This window comes from Rhodovarius lipocyclicus, from assembly GCF_009900765.1.
Lineage (GTDB): Bacteria > Pseudomonadota > Alphaproteobacteria > Acetobacterales > Acetobacteraceae > Rhodovarius > Rhodovarius lipocyclicus.
In genome coordinates this window covers 33,743-51,372 of sequence record NZ_JAAABL010000022.1, presented here as the reverse complement: position 1 = coordinate 51,372, position 17,630 = coordinate 33,743, and the positions used below count along the sequence as shown (strand labels likewise).

The following is a 17,630-nucleotide window of genomic DNA, read 5'->3' as shown; positions in this document are numbered from 1 at the left end:
GATGTCCATCTCGGCCCCCTTCATCCTGCGGCCGGTGGCGACGACGATGCTGGCGATCGGCCTGGCGCTGCTGGGCATCGTCGCCTGGTTCGCCCTGCCGGTGGCGCCGCTGCCGCGCGTCGATCTGCCCACCATCGTGGTCAATGCCAGCCAGCCGGGGGCGGACCCGGCGGTGATGGCGGCCTCCGTCGCCGCACCGCTGGAACGGCGGCTGGGGGCCATCGCGGGGGTGACGGAACTCACCTCCACCTCATCGCTCGGCAGCACCTCCATCGTCGTGCAGTTCGACCTGAACCGCCCGGTGGCGGAGGCCGCGAAGGACGTGATGGCCGCGATCAACGCGGCGGGCACCGACCTGCCGGCGGGGCTGCCCAACCCGCCCACCTTCCGCCGCGCCAACCCGGCCGACGCGCCGGTGCTGATCATGGCCATCACCTCCGACCGGATGGAATCCTCGGCGGTCTATGACGCGGTGGACAGCATCGTCTCCCCGCGCATCGCCCGCGTGCCGGGCGTGGCCCAGGTGGTGGTGACGGGGGCCGAGCAGCCCGCCGTGCGCGTGCAGGTGGACCCGGCGGCGGCGGCCTCGGCCGGGGTGTCGCTGGAAAACATCCGCGCCACCATCGTGGGCGCCAATGTCACCCAGCCCGCCGGCCTGTTCGAGACCAGCACCCAGGGCGGCGCCATAACGGTGAACGACCGCCTGGACCGGCCGGAGGATTACGCCAGCCTGATCCTGCGGGCCTCCAACGGCGCCATCCTGCGGCTGTCGGATGTGGCGCGGGTGGGGCCGGGCGTGCGCGACCGCCGCCAGGGCGGCAACTACAACGGCCGCCCCGCCGTGTTGATGATCGTGTTCAAGCAGCCGGACGCCAATGTGATCGAGGTGGTGGACGGCATCCGCGAGATACTGCCCACCCTGCAACGCTGGATCCCGGCGGGCATCGACATCAACATCATCCGAGACCGCACCGAGACCATCCGCGCCAGCGTGACCGATGTGCAGCACACGCTCACCATCTCCATCGTCCTGGTGGTGCTGGTGGTGGCGGTGTTCCTGCGGCGGCTGTCGGCGATGCTGGCGGCGGCCATCGCGGTGCCGCTCTCGCTGCTGGGCACGCTGGCGGCGATGTGGCTGATCGGCGCCTCGCTCGACAACCTCTCGCTGATGGCGCTGACCATCTCGGTGGGCTTCGTGGTGGACGACGCCATCGTGATGATCGAGACGATGATCCGCCTGCGGGAACGCGGCATGCCCGCCCTGCAGGCGGCGCTGGAGGGTGCCAGGCGCATCGGCTTCACCGTGGTGTCCATCACGGTCTCGCTGATCGCGGTGTTCATCCCGCTGCTGTTCATGCCGGGGGTGGTGGGGCGGCTGTTCCGCGAATTCTCCATCGTGCTGGCGGTGGCGGTGGCGCTGTCGGCCGTCATCTCATTGACCGTGACGCCCATGGTGGCCGGGCGGCTGGGCGCGGGGGCGGACAAACCCCCCGGCCGCTTCGGCCGCGTCTTCGAGCGCTGCATGGATGCGGTGATCGAGGCCTATATGCGCAGCCTGGCGGTGGTGCTGCGCTGGTCGCGGCTGGCGCTGCTGTTCACCGTGGCGCTGGTGGGGGTCACGGTGTGGCTCTATGTCATCGTGCCCAAGGATTTTTTTCCGCAGCAGGATACCGGGCTCATTTTCGGCGCGGTGCAGTCGGCGCCCGATACCTCCTTCCAGGCCATGATGCGGCTGCAGGCGCAGGCGAGCCAGATCATCATGAACGACCCGGCGGTGGCCGCCGTGGGCGGTTCCGTCGGCGGGGGCAATGGGCGGGCCGGGGCCAGCTCGGCCAGCCTGTTCATCTCCCTCAAGCCCGCGGCGGAACGCCCGGGGGTGACGGCCGACATGGTGATCAACCGCCTGCGCATGCCGCTGGCGCGCATCGCCGGCACCCAGACCTTCCTGCGCGCGGTGCAGGACATCAATGTGGGCGGGCGCTCGGGCAACGCGCAGTTCCAATACGCGCTGCTGGCCGCCGACCTCGATGAATTGCAGAACTGGTCGGAGGTGCTGGTGCGCCGCCTGAAGGAGATCCCGCAATTGCAGGATGTCTCCTCCGACCAGCAGCGGGCGGGGCTGATCAGCCGGCTGGTGGTGGACCGGGACGCGGCGGCGCGGATGGGGCTGACGGTGCAGGGCATCAACGCGGTGCTGAACGACGCGTTTTCCCAACGGCAGGTCAGCGTGATCTATCGCACGCGCAACCAGTACCGCGTGGTGATGGAGATCGACCCGGCGCTGACCGAGGACCCGAACCAGCTGATGCGCATCTTCCTGCCGGGGCCGAACGGCACGCATATCCCGCTGGGCGCCGTGGCGCGGTTGGAACGCGCCAGCGCGCCGCTGGCCATCATGCACCAGGGGCAGTTCCCGGCCTCCACCATCACCTTCAACCTGGCCCCGGGTGTGGCGCTGGGGGAGGCCTCGGCGCTGCTGGAACAGGCGCAGCGCGACATCGGCATGCCGCCCAGCGTGCGGGGCGAATTCGCGGGCAATGCGCGGGTGTTCCGCTCGGTGCAGAGCGGCCAGGGCCTGCTGGTGCTGGCGGCGGTGCTGTGCATCTACCTGGTGCTGGGCGTGCTGTATGAGGACCCCTGGCACCCCATCACCATCATCTCCACCCTGCCCACGGCCGGGATCGGCGCGCTGCTGGCGCTGCTGGCCACCGGTACGCCCTTCACCGTCATCGCGCTGATCGGCGTGATCCTGCTGATGGGCATCGTGAAGAAGAACGCCATCATGATGGTGGATTTCGCGCTGGAGCATGAGCGCGAGGAAGGCGCGACCCCCGCCGCCGCCATCCTGGCCGCCTGCCGGGAACGCTTCCGGCCCATCCTGATGACCACGCTGGCGGCGCTGCTGGGCGCCGTGCCGCTGGCGATCGGAACGGGGGCGGGCAGCGAGCTGCGCCGGCCGCTGGGCATCGCCATCATCGGCGGGCTGATGCTGTCCCAGGTGCTGACGCTGTACACCACCCCCGTGGTCTATCTGGCGCTGGAGCGCCTGAAAGGCCGCATCACTCGGGCTTCACGCCCGGTGATTTCAACAAAATCAATAGGATGAGAGCGACAAGGTAACGCTTCTGTTGCCCGAATATGGCGCCCGGCCATCATCGCCACGCCATGGCCGCACCTGCCACCACATCACCCCGGGCGCGCCGTATCCGTGCCCCTGGTGCCGGTGAATATCCTCCTCGCACACCAAACTCATAGGAGGATACGGTGCTCAAGACCTTCTCTCGCTACTCTCTCGCCACTGCGCTGCTGATGGGTACGGCCCTTCCGGCCTTCGCCCAGGGCGGCACGAGCGGGAGCACCAGCCCGGCCCCCACCGCCCGCCCGGCGGTGACCAGCCAGGCGCCCGCCGTGACGCCGGCCACGCCGGCGACCCCGGCGGTGCCCGCCACCCAGGCCCAGCGCCCGGCCACGCCCGCCACCCCGGCGGTGCCGTCCAGCCAGGCGGCGCGCCCCGCCACCCCGGCGGTGCCCGGCGGCAGCGTCAGCGGCCAGGCCACCACCCGGCCGGCCCACGCGGTGCCCAGCCAGGCGGCCCGCCCGGCCCAGCCCGCCCACGGCGCCACCCAGGCGCCCCGGGTGAACTGAACCAGGCCAACCCGTTTCCCTCCCCGCCCATGGCATCCGGCGGCGGGGAGGGAAGGCGGCCGGCGCACCTCAGGGAATTGTCCCATGGGGCCCTCACCCCGAGCGCGCCGGTTGCCTTTCCCTCGCCGATGCCCATCCGGGCCGTGTCCGGCCCAGCATCTCCCGGTTCCGATCTCGATCCCGGAACCGGTTGACTAGCCTTATTATTCTCCCGGACTGACGAAACTTGGCCCCGTGGAACCCTTCCACGGGGTAATTTTTTGCCTGTTGACGCAGTGCCGCGCAGGCTCGGATAACCTCCCCAACAAAGGGAGGATCGGGGTCCATGGACACCCATTTGCATGCGCAGCATGAGGAGCTGATCGGCATCAAGGCCGATGCGGCGGCGAACACCCATGTCTCCGTGGCGCAGCGCGAGGCGATGGTGGCCGAGGCCGCGGCCGATCCCGACACCTTCTGGCGCCGCGAATCCGCCCGGCTGGACTGGATGGTGCGCCCCACCCGCATCAAGAACACCAGCTTCGAGGGCAATGTCTCGATCAAGTGGTTCGAGGATGGGGTGCTGAACGCCTCCGTCTCCTGCCTCGACCGCCACATCGCGGCCGGGCATGGCGACCGCGTGGCCATCCTGTGGGAAGGCGACGACCCCATGATGGATGAGCGCGTGACCTATCGCGAGCTGTACAACCGCGTCTGCCGCCTGGGTTCGGCCATGCGCAAGCTGGGCATCGGCAAGGGCGACGTCGTCACCATCTACATGCCGATGATCGTGGATGCCGCCGTGGCCATGCTGGCCTGCGCGCGCATCGGCGCCATCCATTCCGTGGTGTTCGGCGGCTTCAGCCCCGACAGCCTGGCCAGCCGCATCCAGGATGGCAATTCCGTGGCCCTCATCACCGCCGACGAGGGCCGGCGCGGCGGCCGCTCCGTGCCGCTGAAGGCCAACGCGGATGAGGCGCTGCTGGAATGCCCCTCCATCAAGCACGTGATCGTGGCGCGCAACACCGATGCGCCGGTCAACATGCAGCCGGGTCGCGACCACTGGTGGGCCACCGTCGCCCGCCATGCCAGCCCCGAATGCCCGCCCGAGCCGATGAACGCCGAGGACCCGCTGTTCATCCTCTACACCAGCGGCTCCACCGGAAAGCCCAAGGGCGTGCTGCACACCACCGGCGGCTACATGGTGTGGGCCAGCTTCACGCATGAGGTGGTGTTCGACTACCGCGAGGGCGAGGTCTACTGGTGCACGGCCGATGTCGGCTGGGTCACGGGGCACACCTATATCGTCTATGGCCCGCTGGCGAACGGCGCCACCACGCTGATGTTCGAGGGCGTGCCGAACTACCCGGACGTGTCCCGCTTCTGGCAGGTGGTGGACAAGCACCAGGTCAACATCTTCTACACCGCGCCCACCGCCATCCGCGCCCTGATGCGCGAAGGCGAGAACCCGGTGAAGAAGTGGCAGCGCAAATCCCTGCGCCTGCTGGGCAGCGTGGGCGAGCCGATCAACCCCGAGGCCTGGCTGTGGTACTACCGCGTGGTCGGCGAGGAGCGCTGCCCGGTGGTGGACACCTGGTGGCAGACCGAAACCGGCGGCATCCTGATCTCTCCGCTGCCGGGTTCCGTGGCGCAGAAGCCCGGTTCCGCCACCCTCGCCCTGCCGGGCGTGAAGCCCGCCCTGGTGGACAATGAAGGCAAGCTGCTGGAAGGCGCGACCGAGGGCAACCTGGTCATCACCGACAGCTGGCCCGGCCAGATGCGCAGCGTCTATGGCGACCATGAGCGCTTCATCCAGACCTATTTCTCCACCTTCAAGGGGATGTATTTCACCGGCGACGGCGCCCGGCGGGATGAGGACGGCTATTACTGGATCACCGGCCGCGTGGACGATGTGATCAACGTGGCCGGCCACCGCATGGGCACCGCCGAGATCGAAAGCGCCCTGGTCGCCCACCCCAAGGTGGCGGAGGCCGCCGTCGTCGGCATGCCGCACGACATCAAGGGCCAGGGCATCTACTGCTACGTCACCCTCAACGCCGGCGAGGAGCCCAGCGAGAACCTGCGCACCGAACTGCGCAACTGGGTGCGGCGGGAGATCGGGCCGATCGCCACGCCGGACGCCATCCAATGGGCGCCCGGCCTGCCGAAGACGCGCTCGGGCAAGATCATGCGCCGTATCTTGCGCAAGATCGCGGCCAATGAGGTGGATGCGCTGGGCGATATCTCCACCCTGGCCGACCCGGCGGTGGTGGAGGATCTGGTGGCGCAGCGGGTGACGTAATCCATTCGACGATTCCCGCCGCTACATGTATCGGATGTAACGGCCAACCAGGGGTTGGTCGCGGGCCAGCAATGTCCATCCCTTGAATGAGTGATGCGCCAGGGCTTTGACTTGGCGCATCATTCGGAAATGTTGGGACAGGATTTCCAAGTGCGGGCAGTGCGGGCTTTGTGCATTTTCTTCATGCGGCCCGCCCACCCGCATGCCGGTGCACGGACCAGGCCCGCCCGGTGATCGAGGATTTCGCCTCCACCCTGTGGTCCACCCCCGGCGCGCCGCCGGACCTGCGTGCGCTGGAGCAGGCCTGCCTGAACGCGGTGCCCGCGCCCTATCAGGCCTTCGACGGGCCGCTGCTGTTCCGGGCCTTTCTGGGCGGCACCGGCCGGGCCAACTCCATCGTCTCCCTTAACCCGGACCCGGACGCGGCCCTGCTGCCGCGCATCGCCCGCATGGAATCGCGGGCGGCCGCGCGCGGCATCCCCTGCCGCTTCCGCTCCACCCCGCTGGACCCGCCGGGGCTGGCCGGGCTGCTGCACGCCCGCGGCTACACCGAACAGGATGAGACCCTGGTGCTGCTGGGCTCGCTGGGCGCCATGGTGCGGCCGGACGCCGCCGTGCGCGTGCTGGCCGGCCCGGAGCCCGACTGGATGGCCGTGGTCGCCACCGCCGAATACCAGCTGGAAGCCCGCCGCGCCGAGAAAGCCCGCATGCCCGAGCTGCTGGCCATCCCCGCCGCCTGGCTGGTGCTGGAAGTACAAGGCACCCCCGCCGCCAGCCTGTTCGTGGTGGCGGACGGCATGCTGTGCGGCATGTTCGACCTGGCCGTGCGGCCGGAATTCCGCCGCCAAGGCCTGGCCGCGCGCATCATGGGCGCCGGCGCCGCCTGGGCCGCGCAACGCGGGGCGATCTGGAAATGGAGCCAGGTCTCGGCCGGGAACGTGGCATCGCTGGCACTGAACGCGCGGATGGGAATGGGGGAAATGTACCGGTACCGGTATCTGCGGAAAGGGTGAGGGGGCCAGGCCATGGGGCTCCGCCCCCTGGAACCCCCGGCAAGGGGCGCCGCCCCTTGCATCCCCGCAAAGGGTTGTAGCAACCCTTTGGACCCATGAGTTTGGCGCTTCATCCTGGCAGGCGGGACGCCAATTATATTATAAATATCAATGGGAAAGACGCTGGCAGGACCAGCGCCAAACTGATGGGGTCCAGGGGCCTTTCGGCTCCTGGCGGGGAGCCCGAGGGGCGGCGCCCCTCGGTCTTTACGCCCTTTGGGGGCAGAGCCCCTCGGCCTTTACGCCCTTTGGGGGCAGCGCCCCTCGGAGCCTTCCTCAAAACCTCGGCATCAGCCTCTCGATATAATCCAGTTCTTCCCGGGGCCTGTCCCGTTCCGCGCCGCGCCGGCGCAGTTCTTCCAGGATCTGCCGGCTGCGCAGCAGTTCGGCTTCATCGGGCACTTTGGTATCGCTGCCCTGGTCGGCGTTGCCACCCACTTCGCGGGTGCGGCGGCCCAGCGGGTCGCGCCCGTCGCCCTGGTCGCGGCTGGTGCCGTCGCCTTGGCCGCCTTCGGCCGGGTTGCCGGCCATGTCGGATTCCTCGCCCTCGCCTTCGCCGTCCGAGGGATCGCGCCCGAATTGCCGCTGCAATTGCTGCGACATCTGCCGCCCGCCTTCCTGCAGGGCGCGGATGGCGCGGTTCTGCGCGTCCCGCGCGTCCTGGTTGCCGGAGAGCGCTTCCTGGGCCTCCCGCATCGCCTGGTCGGCGCGGCCTAGGGGTTCGGGCACTTCGCCGGTCAGGTCGCCGAATTGCTGCATCAGCTCGCCCAGGGCGCGGCGCAGGGCGCGCTGGCGGCGGGCGTCGGCGGCGGGGTCGGGGGCGGTGGCTTGGGGGGCTGCCGCCCCGGGTGTTTGGGGCGCGCCGAAGGGCCGGGCGTTGCGGCGGGCGTCGCGCTCGCGCTGCTCGGCGGTTTCGGCGCGGCGCTGGGCGCTGTCCAGCATCTCGCCCTCACGCCGCACCATGTCCTGCACCACGCCCACCTGCTGGCGGCCGCGCTCGCGGCGCTGCTGGCGCTCGGCGTTCTCGCCACGGGGCGGGCGGCCCTGCTCCATGTTGCGCAGCATCTCCTCCAGCTCGGCGAGTTCGCGCTGGGCGTCGCGCATGCGGTTTTCGCGCGTCGCCTCGCGCATGCGTTCGGTGCGGCGTTGCAGCTCGCGCTGCTCGGGGCCGCGGTTGCGCGGGTTTTCGGGCATCGCCTCGGCGTTCTCGCGCTGCAGGCGCTCGGCCATGGCTTCCAGGTGCTGGCGGATCGCCTCGCGCAGTTCCTCGATGCGGCGTTGCACCTCGGTGCGTTCCTGCTCGTTCTGGTCGCCCTGGCGCTCGGCTTCCTCCATGGATTCGCGCAGCGCCTGCTCGGCGTCGCGCAGGGCGCGGGCGGTGCGGGCGTCGCGGCCTTCCTCCAGCGCCAGGGCCATGTCCCACATCAGTTCCTGGGCTTCCTCGATCGCGCCGGGGATGCGCGCGAACAGCCGGTTGCGCGCCACCCGCAGGCCGAGCGCCGTGGTCGTGTCCTGCTCGAAGGCGTCGGGCTGGGCGGCCAGCGCCTCCAGCCCGCGCCGGGCATTGTCCCGCGCCAGCGGGTTGCGCGACAGGTCGCGGCGGATCGCCACCAGCTGTTGCGCGACGGGGTGGTTGAAGCTGCGCTCCGGCAGGGTCAGCTCGACTTCCTCGGAGGTGCCTTCCTGCTCCGCGCCATCGCGCGCCACCAGGCGCAGCCGCACCGCCAGCCCCGCCCAGGGATGCGCCGACAGGTCCGGCTGGGCCACGCCCTGGGCATCCCGCGGCTGGCCGGCGGGCAGGGGGATGTCCTGTTCCAGCGGCGCGGCCTCGGGCCGTTCCATCAGCCGGGCGGAGAATCGCAGCGACACCACGCCCCAATCGTCCACCGCCCGCCAGGGGATGCGGATGGCCAGGCCCCGCTGCCCGCGCGCGGGCGGCTCGGGATAGCTGGCGCGGGGTGGGGCGTCCTGCTGCACCTCCAGCCGCCATTGGGCCACGGGGCGGCCCTCGCGCGCCAGGGTCAGGGCGCCGCTGTGGTCCAGCGCGGCCTCGGTGGAGAAATTGGTGCTGTCCAGCTGCCGCAGCGCGCGGCTTTCCACCGCGCCCGACAGTTCCGGCGCCGGGCCCGGCGGGCCGGAGAAGGAGAGGTTCAGCCGGCTGCCGGCGGGGGCGTGCAGCGTGCCGCCCTTCAGCGTCAGGAAGATGGGGGCCGCGCCAGTATAGGCGGGGGGCGTGATCCAGGCCTCGATGCGGGCGGGCAGGGGCGGGCTGCCGGCTTCCAGCCGGGGCAGCAGGCCGCGCCACAGCCGGCCCTCCAGGTCGTCGCCCGCGATGAACACGCCCGCGACCAGCCCCACCAGCAGGGCCGCGCGCAGGGCGCGGGGGTCGCGCGCCGCCAGCCCCGGGCGGGGCAGCCCCACCCGCAGCCGCGTCAGCTGCGCCAGCGCCCGTTGCTGATGCCGCGCCCACAGGGCCCGGGAGACCTCGTCCCCGCCCTCCGCCTGATGCCGCAGGGCGGCCAGCGGGCGGTGGGACAGGCCGGAGGCACGTTCCAGCCGGCGTTCGGCGGCGTCCTCGGCGGGCCAGGCGGCGCGGCGGATGGCGCGGGCCAGCAGGCCCAGCACCGTCAGCGCGAAGACCGCCAGCAGGGCGGCGTGCAGCCAGCCGGGCAGCAGCGCCGGGCCATCCAGCAGGCTGAACAGCACCCACACGCCCACGACCCCCAGGATGGGCCAGGCACCGGGCCAAAACGCCTCCCACCCCAGCGCGACCCGCGCGAGGAGGATGCGGCGTTCCAGGCCCGGCGGCACCATCATGCAGGCGCCAGCCAGTCGGGCCGGCGCTGGCCGGCCAGCAGGGCCTCGAAGCCCTGGCGGTCACGCACCACGGCCCATTTGTCGCCCTCGACCAGCACCTCGGCGGCCAGGGGGCGCGCGTTGTAGGTGCTGCTCATGGAGGCGCCATAGGCGCCCGCGTCCAGCAGCGCCACCAGCTCCCCGGGCGGCAGGGCCGGCAGGGGGCGCGCGGTGGCGAAGGTGTCGGAGCTTTCGCAGACCGGGCCCACCACATCGGCGGGGGTGACGGCGCCGCGATAGGCCACCGGCGAGACCGGCAGAATGCCGTGCCAGGCGCCATACATGGCCGGGCGCGCCAAGTCGTTCATCCCGGCGTCCAGGATGACGAAGCGGCGGCCGGGGGCATGCTTTTCGATCACGACCTGGGACAGCAGCATGCCGGCCGGGCCCACCAGCCAGCGCCCGGGCTCCACCATCAATTGCAGGCCGAGATTGCCCAGCCCCTCATGGATCGCGCCCGCCAGCGCGGCGGGGGAGGCGGGCTGCTCGTCGCGATAGGCGATGCCGAGCCCGCCGCCGCAATCCACCCGCGGCACGGCCAGCCCCTGGGCCCGCAACGCCGAGACGAGTTCGCCGAGGCGGCGATAGGCCGCGACATAGGGCCGCACGCCGCCGGTGATCTGGCTGCCGATATGCACGGCCAGCCCCATCACCTCCAGCCCCGGCATCGCGCACAGCCGGGCATAGAGGGCGGGGGCTTCCTCGATCGCCACGCCGAACTTGTTCTCGGCCTTGCCGGTGGTGATCTTCTCATGCGTGCCGGCATCGACATCCGGGTTCACGCGCAGCGCCACGCGCATGCGCCGGCCCAGCGATTCCGCCAGCGCCGAGAGCATCACGGCTTCCTCGGCGGATTCCAGGTTGATCTGGTGGATGTCCTCGGCGATGGCCAGGCGCATCTCGCGTTCGGTCTTGCCGACGCCGGAGAAGACGATGTGGTGCCCGGGGATGCCCGCCGCCCGGGCCAGCCGCAGCTCACCCTCGCTGACGACATCCGCGCCGCAGCCCTCGGCCGCGAGCAGGGAGAGGATGGCGAGGTTGGGGTTGGCCTTGACGGCGAAATGCACCTCGGCGGGCAGGGCCGCGTCCTTCAGCGCGCCGATCAGCGCGCGGGCGCGGGCGCGCAGCGTGGTGGCGGAATAGACCCAGGTCGGCGTGCCCACGGCGGCGGCGATGCGCGCCAGCGGCACCTCCTCCATCAGCAGGCCGGCGGAGGGGTCCATGCGGAGCATCGGGCGTTCGGCCAGAAGCTCGGGCAGGGCGGGATCGGGGGTGGTGTATGCTGCGTCGAGAGCCATTTGCGCCCACCATATAGGAAGCCCGCGCGGGATGGTATGATGCAGCCATGCCGAATATCCGTCCGCATATCCACTCCCTGGCCGATATCGCCCTGCCGATGGAATGGGCCGCGCGGGAGGGCTGGAACCCCGGCCTGAACGACGCCCCGGCCTTCCTGGCCGAGGACCCGGGCGCCTTTCTGATGCTGGAGGAAGCGGGCGTGCCGCGCAGCTGCATCAGCGCCGTGCGCTATGGGAAGGGGTTCGGCTTCATCGGCTTCTACATCGCGGACCCCGCCGCCCGTGGCCAGGGCCATGGGCTGGCGCTGTGGCGGGCGGCCATGGCGCGGCTGGCCGGGCGCGTCATCGGGCTGGATGGGGTGGTGGCGCAGCAGGCGAACTACCGCAAATCCGGTTTCGCGCTGGCCTGGAACAATGCGCGCTACACGGTGGCGGCGCCCGCGCTGCCACCTGCCCCTGGCGGCGTGGTGCCGGCGGCCAGCGTGGATTTCGCGGCGCTGGTGGCACTCGATGCCGCCTGTTTCGGCACGCCGCGCCCGGCCTTCCTGCGCGCCTGGATCGACACGCCGGGCCATGCGGCGGTGGCGCTGCCGGGCGGCGCGGGGCTGGCCGTGCTGCGCCCCTGCCGGGAGGGCCACAAGATCGGCCCGCTGCTGGCCCCGGATGCCGAGGGCGCCCGCGCGCTGTTCCTGGCCCTGGCCGCCCGGGTGCCTGGCCCCCTGACGCTGGACGTGCCGGAGGACCACCCGGAAGCCGTGGCGCTCGCGCGCGCGGCCGGGATGGAGAAGGTGTTCGAGACGGCGCGGATGTATGCCGGCCCCGCCCCGGCGATCGACCGGGCGCGGCTGTTCGGCGTGGCGAGTTTCGAGCTGGGTTAGCCCTTCGCCGCCATCTCCGGCAGGCCGCCCACCGAGAACAAATGCGCGTAGATCGCCTCCAGGTATCCCTGGTCGCGCAGGGTAGCCAGCTGTGCGCCGTCCAGCCTGTCGAAGGCCGCGCGCTCCACGGCGCGGAAGCCGTCGATCTTCAGCGGCTTGCCGTCGCGCTGGAACTGCACGGCGGCGGGCTGCAGCAGGCCGAGGCCCGTCAGCGCCTCGCTCATCCGCCGGGTTTTCTGCAGCGCCAGCTCCAGGTCGCGGGTGAAGGCGAAGGCGCGGTCCAGTGCGGGGGCGGGCTTGCCGTCGATGAACAGGGGTTCGCCTTCCTCGCCCAGCTGGGGGGCGGAGGTGTCGATGCACAGGGCCATCTCCTCCGCCCCGTCGCGCAGGCGCGCCAGGAAGAAGGGGTAGCGGCGCAGATAGGCCGGCAGGTACAGCCCGGCGGGCCAGCGGCCATCGGCGCCCACATGCGGGTTGTGCCCGGCCTCAAGCCCCATGATGGCGACCGGCATGAAGGGCGCCTCAGCCGAGAACACGATGGGGTGGTGGCGGCCGGCGATGGCCATTTCCTCCATCGCGACCGGCACGGCGGCCACGCCGGCGGCGAAGCCATAGCCCGCGTCGCGCAGGCGCAGCGCGCCGTGGCGGTCCGCCCGCAGCGGCTCCAGCCCTCGGTACAGGGGCGGAAAGAGCGAAGTAGTGTCGGTCATGAGGGCACTCCCGGATCGCATCTGTTGTGCGATGGCGGCGCGGCCGAGGGCAAGGGGCAGAACTTCGCAACCGCGAGACTGCGTCGCATGTGCGGTGTTGCGGCGGTGCATCATGCGAGCCAATCAAAACATCATCGGAATTCTGTATGCCGACGCAATTTCATTCCGTCCGGACGTCGATTTGGGTGGTTTCCTGCCACAGTGCTGCCGCAAGTTTTTGGAAACACTTGTCAGCGAGCCTCCGCTGGTGGAGATTCCGCAGCAACTCAATCACGCCGGTGCCATCCAGGCAGACCAGACAGGGACCACCCAATGGCCGAAGAAGAGAAAAAGACACCCGCGCTGGGCAGGCGCCTGCTGGTGGTTCGCGGTGTCGCGGCCATGGGGGCCGCGACCGCCGCCGCCAGCGCCCTGGCCCCCTCCGCCGCCGAGGCCCAGCCCTATACCGGCCTGACCGACAATGACCCGTCCGACGGCCCGGGCCGTGGGCGCGGCCGCCGTGGCACCGGCATCACCGACAGCGACCCCAGCGACGGCCCTGGCAACGGGCGCGGCGGCCGGCGCGGCACTGGCCTGACCGACAACGATCCGAATGACGGCGCCGGCAACGGCCGTGGCGGCCGGCGCGGCGGCGTGACGGACAATGACCCCAATGACGGCGCGGGCCGTGGGCGGGGCGGTGGCGGCTATCGCACCGGCATCACCGACAACGACCCGTCGGACGGCGCGGGCCGCGGCCGCGGCCGCTGAGGCCGGCCCGCCGGTCGGGCGGGCCTATTGATTTGAGCCATGGACGGCGGGCGCCGCCCATGGCCACACTCGTTTGACGATCCCACCCAATCCAAGACAAGGCAGGACGCGCGCCCATGAGCGACCAGAACAACGAAGACAAGCCTCGCCTGGGCCGCCGCAGCATGGTTCTGCGCCTGGGCGTGCTGGGTGCCGCCGGCACCACCGCCGCCTGCGTGCCGCCGCCCGGCGCCTATGCCCCCGCCCCGGCCTATCGCGGCACCGGCATCACCGATGCGGACCCGAATGACGGGCCGGGCAATGGCCGTGGCGGGTATCGCCGTGGCACCGGCATCACGGACGCTGACCCGAACGATGGCCCCGGCAATGGCCGTGGCGGCTATCGCGGCGGCTATCGCACCGGCATCACGGATTCCGACCCCAGCGACGGGCCGGGCAATGGCCGTGGCGGGTATCGCCGTGGCACCGGCATCACGGACGCTGACCCGAACGATGGCCCCGGCAATGGCCGTGGCGGCTATCGCGGCGGCTACCGCACCGGCCTGACCGACAGCGACCCGAGCGACGGCCCCGGCCGTGGCCGCCGGGGTTACTGAGCCCATGCCGCATGATGCCCCCCAATCCGGGCCCGATCTGTCCCTGACGGAGGAGGCGGTCGCCCTCGGCTTCGGCGGCATGGCGCCGGAGGCGGTGCTGGCCCTGCGTGAGGGCACGGGATGGCATCATTTCCCCTCCAGGGGGGCGCAGCGTTTCGCGCATCTGCTGTCGCTGGCCGATGTGGATGCGTATCTGCGCACCGACGGTGCGCGCAACCCGCGCGTGGCCATGGCCGATGACAGCCGCCAGGGCAGCGCCGCCGTGCCGCTGGAGGAATACGCCCTGCCCGACGGGCGGGTGGACCTGCCGCGCCTGTTCCACCGCTTCGACAAGGGCGCGTCGCTGGTGCTGTCCCAGTTCCAGGACACGCACCCGCCGCTGGCGCGCTTCTGCCGGGGGCTGGAGAAATTCTTCCTGCACGGGCTGCAGACCAACATCTATCTGACGCCGCCGGGCGCGCAGGGCTTCCGCACCCATTACGACACGCATGACGTGCTGGTGATGCAGGTCTCCGGCCGCAAGCGCTGGCGGGTGTGGGACAAGCCGGGGATGGAATATCCCACCCGCAACACCCCCTGGCCGGGCGACCTGGCCGCCGAGGGCGAGCCGCACACCTTCATTCTGGAGCCGGGGGCGGCGCTGTATATCCCGCGCGGCATCATGCACGACGCGGCGACGGAGCCGGGCGAGCATTCCCTGCACATCACCCTGGGCTTCATGGAGATCTGCTGGGCCGACATGCTGCGCCAGCTGCTGACGGCCGAGGAAGCGGAGAATGTGGCCCTGCGCCATGCCGTGCCCACCTGGCGGCTCGGCGGGCCCGATGGCGTGGCCCTGCTGCTGGAACAGATGGCGGAGCGGCTGCGCGGCGTGGCGGGCCAGGCGCAGGCGGAACGTGTCTCGGTGATGCTGCTGGACCAGTTGAACGAGGACCGGCAGCCCCTGCCGGCGCGCGGGCTGTTCCTGGCGCCGCTGGACCCTGCCCAGCGGCTGCGGCTGGCGGACGGCATGCACCACCATGTGGCCATCACCCCCGATGGGCTGGCCGCCCTGCACTGGACCGGCGGCCACATCCCGCTGACCGAGGCGCAGCTGGGCTGGCTGGAGGCGCTGACCGAGGGTGCCACCGCCGCCGAGCTGGGCGAGGGCGCGCCGGAGTTCCTGGACCGGCTGCGGCGGGACGGGTTGCTGGAAGCCGCCTGATCTTCACGATCGCGCGGGTGTCACCCGATCGGGCGATGCGGGCGGGGGCGTGGGTTCCCTAGGCTGTATTGCCAGGAGAGGGAACGGCCATGTCCAGCGGTTTCGGCGGCGCGGGGGTGTTCAACCCGGCCTCGCCTTCCAGCCATGACAGCACGGTGGCGTTGGTGGTGCGGGATTATATTCCGCCCGGGGCGCGGGTGCTGGACATCGGCGGCACGGCGCGCGGGTTCAAGGCGCGGGCGGTGCTGCCGGCGGGCGCCAGCATCACCATCGTGAACCCGGAGCCGGGGGTGGGCGCGGATGTGGCCGACATCAGCCAGTTGCCGCTGACGGAGCCGCCCTTTCACCTGGCCATGCTGTTCGGCGTGATGATGTACATCCCGCGGGAGGCGTTGGTGGCGCTGCTGGGCACGGCCAAGCAGCGGCTGCGGGCGGGCGGGGTGCTGCTGGTGGCGGAGCCGGACCCGGAGGGCTTCGTGGGGGCGGCGGAGGTGTGGCTGAAGCGGATCTTCACCCCCCACAAGACCTTTCACCACTACAGCGCGGCCGAGGCGCGGGAGATGCTGCGCGGCGTGGGCTTCACGCGGTTCCAGGACCGGCCGGACCTGCGGCCGAAATACCGCCAGCCGCCCTATTACATCCTGGCCGCCGGCTTCTGAGCCGTCCGGCTGCTTCCCGGCCGCACGGCGGCCGGCGGCGCCCACCAGGCTTTCCGGCCTGGCGCGGCTGTGGCGCGCCGTAAGCCAAGGCGGCGGATGCCGCCGCCCGGCGTCTGAGGGCACCAAATAAGGCCACGCCCGGCGTCTGAGGGCACAAAACAACCACTCTCCAAGCCCGCCTTCCGGCGGGCTTGGAGAGTGGGGGGATTCTGTTGCCCGGTTCCCCCCGGACCGCGCTTACCTATTCCTAGGCAGCGAGCGCCACAGCCTCACGGCTGTTATCGTTGGCACTTGTGATTTAGCCCGATGACGGCGGTACAATGCCGGGCAAAAACCGTGTCTTTACCGCGCACGTCGAAGCTGTTTCGTCCCCACACGCACCCCCGATATGGGCGGATGAATGGTGGAGACGCCGGGCACTGCCCCCGGGTCCGTAACGCTTATTCCACACGGCGTTTATCGCCATAGTCCCCGAAGGTGACGGACGGTATATAGCGTGCCGGCCCGCCGAAATCGAGGGGGAGGCCGCAGGAAGTCCAAATCCGCGCGCCGGGGCCTCAGCCCAGGCCGAAGCGCGGCCGCAGCCGCATGCCCAGCCAGCAGCCCGGCAACACCGCCACGAACCACACGAAGCCATGCAGGCTGCCGGAGGACACGCCCCCCACGAAGGCCCCCACATTGCAGCCGAAGCCCAGCCGCGCGCCCACCCCCATCAGCAGCCCGCCCAGCGCCGCCCCCAGCGTGCCGCGCCAGCGCAGCGGTGTGCCCCAGCGCAGCCCGCCGCCCCAGGCCGCCGCCAGCAGGGACCCCAGCAGCAGCCCGGCATCGGTCAGGGAGGCGGTGAAGCCCAACACCGGGCCCGCCAGCGCCTCGGCCGCCCAGGGCACGGACCAGAACTCGCTGCCCGCCAGCGGCAGCCCCGCTGCCTGCGCCAGCTTCGCGCCCCACAGCGTCAGCCCCATGGTGATGCCCCAGGGCTCACCCGACAGCAGGAACAGCAGCGCCGCCAGCGCGCCAATGATGGCCCCGGCCCGCAGCCGCGCGGGCTCCGGCCGGGCGCCTCGCAGCACCACCAGCGCCATGGCCAGCAACAGGGCCTCGGCCGCCAGCAGCGCGCCCCAGGGGCCCAGCGCCTCCGCCAGGTCGATCGCGCCGAGTTCCGGCCAGCGCAGCGCGGTGGGCAGGGCCAGGCTGCCCAGCACCCCGCCCAGGCAGAAGAAGGGCAGGGCTACCCCCATCCGCCGCGAACCCTGCCCCGCCGCGACCAGCGTGCCGGAGCCGCAGCCATTGGCCAGTTGCATGCCCACCCCGAACATCGCCGCCCCCAGCAGCAGGGAAAGCCCGACCGGGGCGATGAAGCGGCCGTGCCCCGGCAGCAGTACGCCGCCCGGCAGCACCACCAGCGCCGCCACGGCGGGCACGATGAAGGCCGCTCCCAGCGCCCGCCCATCGCCCTGGCCCAGAAAGGCGCGGAAGCCGCCCGTGAAGCCGAAATCCAGCCATACGAAGGCCGCCCCGGTCAGCATCGCGGCCAGCAGCGTCGGGATCTGGCCGGGCCCGGGCAGGGCGGCCAGCACCGCCGCCGTGCCCAGCGCCCCCAGCAGCAGCCCCGCCCGGTTCGCGCCCTCATGCCGCATGGATCGTCCTTTCCGCCTGTGCGGCCCGGCTTCGCCGCGGGCGGGCTCCAGGTTACCAAACGGC

The 17,630-nt window shown here is 71.4% G+C and carries 13 protein-coding genes and 1 other RNA gene; 9 read left to right on the top strand and 5 right to left on the bottom strand.

The window, feature by feature from the left end; genetic code table 11:
• Position 1 precedes the first annotated feature (1 nt).
• The 4 genes from GT007_RS14520 to GT007_RS14505 all read left to right on the top strand — a co-directional run bounded on the left by GT007_RS14520 (position 2) and on the right by GT007_RS14505 (position 6,939).
• Positions 2–3,106 (top strand): efflux RND transporter permease subunit, encoded by a 3,105-nt coding sequence (locus GT007_RS14520; RefSeq protein ID WP_160122346.1) that lies wholly within the window; start codon positions 2–4, stop codon positions 3,104–3,106.
• A gap of 158 nt (positions 3,107–3,264) precedes the next feature.
• A complete protein-coding gene (locus GT007_RS22215; protein WP_201451926.1) occupies positions 3,265–3,645 on the top strand; it encodes a hypothetical protein in 381 nt (126 codons plus the stop codon).
• A gap of 325 nt (positions 3,646–3,970) precedes the next feature.
• Positions 3,971–5,926: an acetate--CoA ligase gene (acs, locus tag GT007_RS14510; RefSeq protein ID WP_160122345.1), complete on the top strand. Its 1,956-nt coding sequence runs from the start codon at positions 3,971–3,973 to the stop codon at positions 5,924–5,926.
• Between the two features lie 230 nt (positions 5,927–6,156).
• Positions 6,157–6,939 carry a GNAT family N-acetyltransferase gene (locus GT007_RS14505; protein WP_236571672.1) on the top strand — a complete coding sequence of 261 codons (783 nt, stop codon included), beginning with the start codon at positions 6,157–6,159 and terminating at the stop codon, positions 6,937–6,939.
• A gap of 315 nt (positions 6,940–7,254) precedes the next feature.
• On the opposite strand, the gene GT007_RS14500 is transcribed toward GT007_RS14505, so the two are convergent.
• On the bottom strand, positions 7,255–9,795 hold the full coding sequence (locus tag GT007_RS14500) for a DUF4175 domain-containing protein (RefSeq protein WP_160122344.1): 2,541 nt from the start codon (positions 9,793–9,795) through the stop codon (positions 7,255–7,257).
• Positions 9,792–11,132: a diaminopimelate decarboxylase gene (gene lysA, locus GT007_RS14495; RefSeq protein ID WP_160122343.1), complete on the bottom strand. Its 1,341-nt coding sequence runs from the start codon at positions 11,130–11,132 to the stop codon at positions 9,792–9,794. Before lysA ends, GT007_RS14500 begins: the two co-directional genes overlap by 4 nt.
• Positions 11,133–11,179: 47 nt before the next feature.
• Between lysA and GT007_RS14490 the strand changes: the two genes are divergently transcribed.
• Positions 11,180–12,010 (top strand): GNAT family N-acetyltransferase, encoded by an 831-nt coding sequence (locus GT007_RS14490; protein ID WP_160122342.1) that lies wholly within the window; start codon positions 11,180–11,182, stop codon positions 12,008–12,010.
• Here the strand turns inward: GT007_RS14490 and GT007_RS14485 are convergent.
• Complete coding sequence (locus GT007_RS14485) at positions 12,007–12,720, bottom strand: SapC family protein (RefSeq protein WP_160122341.1); 714 nt, start codon at positions 12,718–12,720, stop codon at positions 12,007–12,009. The two genes, GT007_RS14490 and GT007_RS14485, sit on opposite strands and share 4 nt — an antisense overlap.
• A gap of 312 nt (positions 12,721–13,032) precedes the next feature.
• On the opposite strand from GT007_RS14485, the gene GT007_RS14480 reads away from it, so the two are divergent.
• The 4 genes from GT007_RS14480 to GT007_RS14465 all read left to right on the top strand — a co-directional run bounded on the left by GT007_RS14480 (position 13,033) and on the right by GT007_RS14465 (position 15,929).
• Positions 13,033–13,470 carry a hypothetical protein gene (locus tag GT007_RS14480; RefSeq protein WP_160122340.1) on the top strand — a complete coding sequence of 146 codons (438 nt, stop codon included), beginning with the start codon at positions 13,033–13,035 and terminating at the stop codon, positions 13,468–13,470.
• 116 nt (positions 13,471–13,586) lie between these two features.
• A complete protein-coding gene (locus tag GT007_RS14475) occupies positions 13,587–14,066 on the top strand; it encodes a hypothetical protein (RefSeq protein WP_160122339.1) in 480 nt (159 codons plus the stop codon).
• A 4-nt stretch (positions 14,067–14,070) separates the two neighbouring features.
• Positions 14,071–15,270, top strand: a complete 1,200-nt coding sequence (locus GT007_RS14470) for a cupin domain-containing protein (protein ID WP_160122338.1) — start codon at positions 14,071–14,073, stop codon at positions 15,268–15,270.
• Positions 15,271–15,359: 89 nt separating this feature from the next.
• Positions 15,360–15,929: a class I SAM-dependent methyltransferase gene (locus GT007_RS14465; RefSeq protein WP_160122337.1), complete on the top strand. Its 570-nt coding sequence runs from the start codon at positions 15,360–15,362 to the stop codon at positions 15,927–15,929.
• Positions 15,930–16,126: 197 nt separating this feature from the next.
• On the opposite strand, the gene ssrA is transcribed toward GT007_RS14465, so the two are convergent.
• Both ssrA and GT007_RS14455 read right to left on the bottom strand, forming a co-directional pair.
• Positions 16,127–16,450: a transfer-messenger RNA gene (ssrA, locus tag GT007_RS14460) on the bottom strand.
• A gap of 36 nt (positions 16,451–16,486) precedes the next feature.
• On the bottom strand, positions 16,487–17,566 hold the full coding sequence (locus GT007_RS14455; protein WP_160122336.1) for a YeeE/YedE thiosulfate transporter family protein: 1,080 nt from the start codon (positions 17,564–17,566) through the stop codon (positions 16,487–16,489).
• Positions 17,567–17,630: the final 64 nt, after the last annotated feature.